This is a genomic window from Aquidulcibacter sp. (assembly GCF_049239865.1).
Classification (GTDB): Bacteria; Pseudomonadota; Alphaproteobacteria; order Caulobacterales; family Aquidulcibacteraceae; genus Aquidulcibacter.
Map to the genome: position 1 here is coordinate 1 of NZ_JBMLTR010000167.1, position 4,074 is coordinate 4,074.

5 protein-coding genes are annotated in these 4,074 nt (G+C 58.0%); all 5 read left to right on the forward strand.

Going from position 1 to position 4,074, the window contains the following annotated elements:
• Positions 1-570: cytochrome c oxidase subunit 3 (locus tag ACOVRA_RS11840; protein ID WP_421720466.1), on the forward strand; the 570-nt coding region annotated here is incomplete at its 5' end.
• Positions 571-730: 160 nt separating this feature from the next.
• The gene (locus ACOVRA_RS11845; RefSeq protein ID WP_421720467.1) at positions 731-1,102 is read left to right on the forward strand and encodes a DUF983 domain-containing protein; all 372 of its coding nucleotides are present in this window, start codon (positions 731-733) and stop codon (positions 1,100-1,102) included.
• The gene (locus ACOVRA_RS11850) at positions 1,095-2,015 is read left to right on the forward strand and encodes an SURF1 family protein (protein ID WP_421720468.1); all 921 of its coding nucleotides are present in this window, start codon (positions 1,095-1,097) and stop codon (positions 2,013-2,015) included. The genes ACOVRA_RS11845 and ACOVRA_RS11850 overlap by 8 nt, the downstream gene beginning before the upstream one ends.
• Before the next feature lie 24 nt (positions 2,016-2,039).
• Positions 2,040-3,440: a threonine synthase gene (gene thrC / locus ACOVRA_RS11855; protein WP_421720469.1), complete on the forward strand. Its 1,401-nt coding sequence runs from the start codon at positions 2,040-2,042 to the stop codon at positions 3,438-3,440.
• On the forward strand, positions 3,437-4,074 hold a 638-nt coding region (locus tag ACOVRA_RS11860; RefSeq protein ID WP_421720470.1), incomplete at its 3' end, for a M16 family metallopeptidase. The genes thrC and ACOVRA_RS11860, both read left to right, overlap by 4 nt.

Here is a 4,074-nt window from a genome sequence, read left to right on the forward strand (position 1 = left end):
GAAGTCATGTTCTTCGTGGCTTGGTTCTGGATGTTCTTTGAAGTCGGCTTGTTTGCCGATGAGCGCACCTTGTCGACCATTCCTGAAGTCGCTTCGGCTTGGGCAAAATGGCCGCCAACGGGCGTTGAGACACTGGATGCATTCCATCTGCCCTTGATGAACACTTTGGTTCTCTTGTTGTCGGGCACGACGGTCACTTGGGCGCACCATGCGCTGCAAGAAGGCAATCGTAAGTCCGCGCAATTGGGCTTGATCATCACGGTGCTGTTGGGCTTGGGCTTCACCGGCCTGCAAGTTCTGGAATATCAGCATGCATTGCATGGCGAGTATTTCGGCTTTGGTGGTGAGACTGTTGGCGTTTATGGCTCGTCCTTCTTTATGGCGACCGGCTTCCACGGCGCCCACGTCATCATTGGCACCATCTTCTTGGCAGTCTGCTTGTTCCGCCTGATGGCTGGCCACTTCACTCCGAAGAAGCACTTTGGATTTGAGGCTGCTGCTTGGTATTGGCACTTCGTGGACGTGGTATGGCTGTTCTTGTTTGCCTTCATCTACGTAGCCTTCTCGTAAGTTAGCGCTAAATCAAAGATCGAGTGGGCGGGAGGCAACTCCCGCCCTTTGTCGTTTCAAGCCCTTGTTTCTGCAAAACCTGTCCGCGCGCGGGATCGATTGTGCTAAGAGGGGCGCTCTAACTCAAAATTGACGCACCAGAGTGACTGGACAGGAATAGATGGCGGTAAGTGTGTGGAAAGCAGGGTTGCTCAGCCTGTGTCCCAATTGCGGGCAAGCGCCTCTGTTCGACGGCCTGTTGACGATCAAGGCGAGCTGTCCGTCCTGCAAGGCCGACTTCACGATCGAAGATGCGGGTGACGGCCCAGCGGTTTTCGTCATTCTGGCTGCCGGCGCCATTTGTGTGCCCTTCATCCTGATTGCTGAATTGGCCCTACGGCCCCCAATTTGGCTGTTAATCCTGATCGCTTTGCCTTTCACCGCAGCGGTTTGCATTGGCTTGTTGCGGCCCTTCAAGGCGATGATGTTTGCCATGCAATGGCGCTATAGGGCCGGAGAAGGCCAGCAGGCCCGAAAGCACACTCATGACTAAGCCCCCCTTGGTTGAAACCCCTGAAGGCTGGGTTCCTTCCGGCTTGAAAGTACGCGGCAAAGCTGGCGGAAGCCCGGCGCCTGCCCCCGCCAAGGCTCAGCCTGCAATGACGCCACCTGCGGCACCCCACGACCCGGAACCGACGCCGGTTGAGGCGCTCGCCGAATTTCCCGAAGCCAAGGCCGGCACAGAGTCTAAAGCCAGCTTTCGCCCCATGCCAGTTTTGACCATCTTGTCGATCCTATGCTTGGGTATTCTCTACATGCTGGGTGACTGGCAGTGGACCAAATTTGTCGAGAAGTCGCGCGCGCCTGCCGTCATCGCAGCCACGGCGCCTGTCTCGGTTGCTGCTGGGCTACAATCGCCGCAGCCTGAATATCGCCCAGTTGAGCTGACTGGTTTGATCGACCCACGCAGCGTCAAAGTGCGCGCGCTCCGCGATGGCATAAGTGGCTATCGCATCTTTACCCCAGTTGTTTTGGAAGATGGCTGGATCTTTGTTGATCGCGGCTTTGTCGCTGAAATCGATGGCGATAAAGTGCCCGTCTTGTCTGGGCAGATCAGCTACCGTGGCGTGCTGCGCAAGGGCGCGAAGGCCAATAGTTTTACACCTGACAATGATCCGATCCGGCAAGATTGGTATTGGCCGGATTTGCCCGCGATGGGGGCCTCTCTCAAGCTCACTGGCGGCTCGCCCGCCTATTATGTTGCCCTCAATCTGGTCGACCCTTTGGCGACCGGTCAGACACAAATCAATCCTTGGGCAGACAGCAAAGGGGCCAATCAAATCCCGCCGGAACGGCACTTAGGTTATGCCTTAACATGGTGGGGGTTTGGCTTCGCGCTCATCGGGGTCTATACGGGGCTGCATCTGCGTACCGGCCGTCTGCGTTTTGGACGCTCCCCATCCTAAACTTCAACACGATAAAGCAAAATCATGCGCTATATTTCGACCCGTGGCGGGTCTCCTTCGGTTTCTTTCTTTGACGCGCTTCTGACCGGCCTTGCGCCAGATGGTGGCCTCTATGTGCCAGAAAGCTGGCCACACTTGAGTGCGGAGCAAATTCGCGCCGCCGCAACCGCCCCCTATGCCGATACCGCCGCAGCGATCTTGTCGCTCTTTGCGGGCCAAGACCTCACCATGAAAGAGGCTATTGGCCTGACCGAAGAAGCCTATGGTGGCCAATGGGCCAATCCGGGCGTGACCCCCGTGCAGCAAGTGGGGCCAGGCGACTATATTTTGGAATTGTTCCACGGGCCGTCGCTTGCCTTCAAGGACATTGCGATGCAGCTTTTGGCTGGGCTTTATAGCCTTACGCTGGAACGCCGTGATGCGCGCTTGGCCATTGTGTGCGCGACGTCTGGCGACACAGGCGGGGCAGCCGTGGAGGCCTTGAAAGAGACCGACCGGGTGGACTTGTTTGTCCTGATGCCTAAGGGCCGCGTCTCCGATGTTCAGCGCCGCTTCATGACGGCTTCGGGCGGCGACAATGTTCATGCCCTGAATATTGATGGCGATTTCGATACGGCCCAAGCCCTCGTCAAATCCATGTTTGCGGATAAAGCGTTTGCGAAAGAAGTGGCGTTGTCGCCCGTGAACTCGATCAATTGGGCCCGCATCATGGCGCAATCGGTCTATTATGTCGTGGCCTCTGCGGCGTTGAGTGCGGCTGGTCCAGTCAATTTCACCGTTCCCTCCGGCAATTTCGGCGATGCTTTGGCAGGCTATGTTGCCAAAATGATTGGCGCGCCCATCGGCCGGATCATGATTGCCACCAATGCGAATGACGGCATCGCCAAAGCTTTCGAGACCGGCACCTATGCCAAGTCCGCCGCCAGCCTGGCGACCTTAAGCCCCGCCATGGACATAAGTGTGGCCAGCAATTTTGAGCGCATCGTCTTTGAAGCGCTGGGTCGCGATGCCGCGGTTCTGAAAAAGCTCTATGACGGCTTTGCCCAAAGTGGTTCATTCGACATTCCCGCACCCGCCCTTGCCATGCTGAAACAGCATTTTGACGCCTTTGGCGTGGACGACCAAGAAACCCGTTGGGCCTTGGCCGATTGTTATGAGCAGACAGGCGAAGTCTTGTGCCCGCATACAGCCGTGGGCTGGCGTGCCCGCTTTGGTGAGGATGAGATCACGGGCGCACGCGTCTTGCTGGCGACCGCGCACCCGGCGAAGTTCCCAGAGACCGTTGAATCCATCTTAGGCCAAGCCCCAGACCTGCCCCGCCATTGCGCCGATCTTCTCGACCGGAAAGAAGTGATGGTGGAGCTGCCGGCCGATGTGGCCGCCGTCAAAGCCTATATTCGCGCCCATATCGGCACCCCGGCATGAGCGCTGCGACCTTAAAGACCCTCTCCAATGGTGTGCGCGTGCTGATGGACCCGATCCCGGGTCTGGCCAGCACTTGTGTGGGTGTTTGGGTGAAGGCTGGCACGCGGGCGGAGACGATGCGCGAAAATGGCATCGCCCATTTGCTGGAGCATCTGGTTTTTAAGGGTGCCGGTGGTCGCGATGCGCGCAGCTTGGCCGAAGAGGCCGAAGGACGCGGCATCTATCTCAATGCCGCAACCGGCTATGAGCGCACGGGCTTTTTCGCGCGTTGCCTCGCCGAGGATGCGTCCTTTGCGCTGGGCTTGACGGCAGACCTCGTCTTAAAGCCCCATTTGCGGCCAGAAGATCTGGCGCTTGAAAAAGGGGTTGTGCTGCAGGAGATCGGTGAAGCCTTTGACGATCCAGAGGACCGCTGCGGGGTTTTGCACCAATTTGCAGCCTTTCCAGATCACGCCTTAGGCCGCCCGATTTTGGGCGATGAGGCCAGCCTTGCCGCCATTGATCAAGACGCCATCAATGCCTTCCGCAGCCGCACCTATGCCCCATCCAGCATGCTTGTCGCTGTCTCGGGGGCCTTGAATGAGGCCGAGATCGAAGACCAAGTTGAGCGTGCCTTTGGTGGTCTTGCCCCGTT

Bases quoted from the DNA above. Each gene is read 5' to 3' on its own strand.
- ACOVRA_RS11845 (WP_421720467.1), top strand. From the start codon at position 731: ATGGCGGTAAGTGTGTGGAAAGCAGGGTTGCTCAGCCTGTGTCCCAAT.
- thrC (WP_421720469.1), top strand. From the start codon at position 2,040: ATGCGCTATATTTCGACCCGTGGCGGGTCTCCTTCGGTTTCTTTCTTT.
- ACOVRA_RS11850 (WP_421720468.1), top strand. From the start codon at position 1,095: ATGACTAAGCCCCCCTTGGTTGAAACCCCTGAAGGCTGGGTTCCTTCC.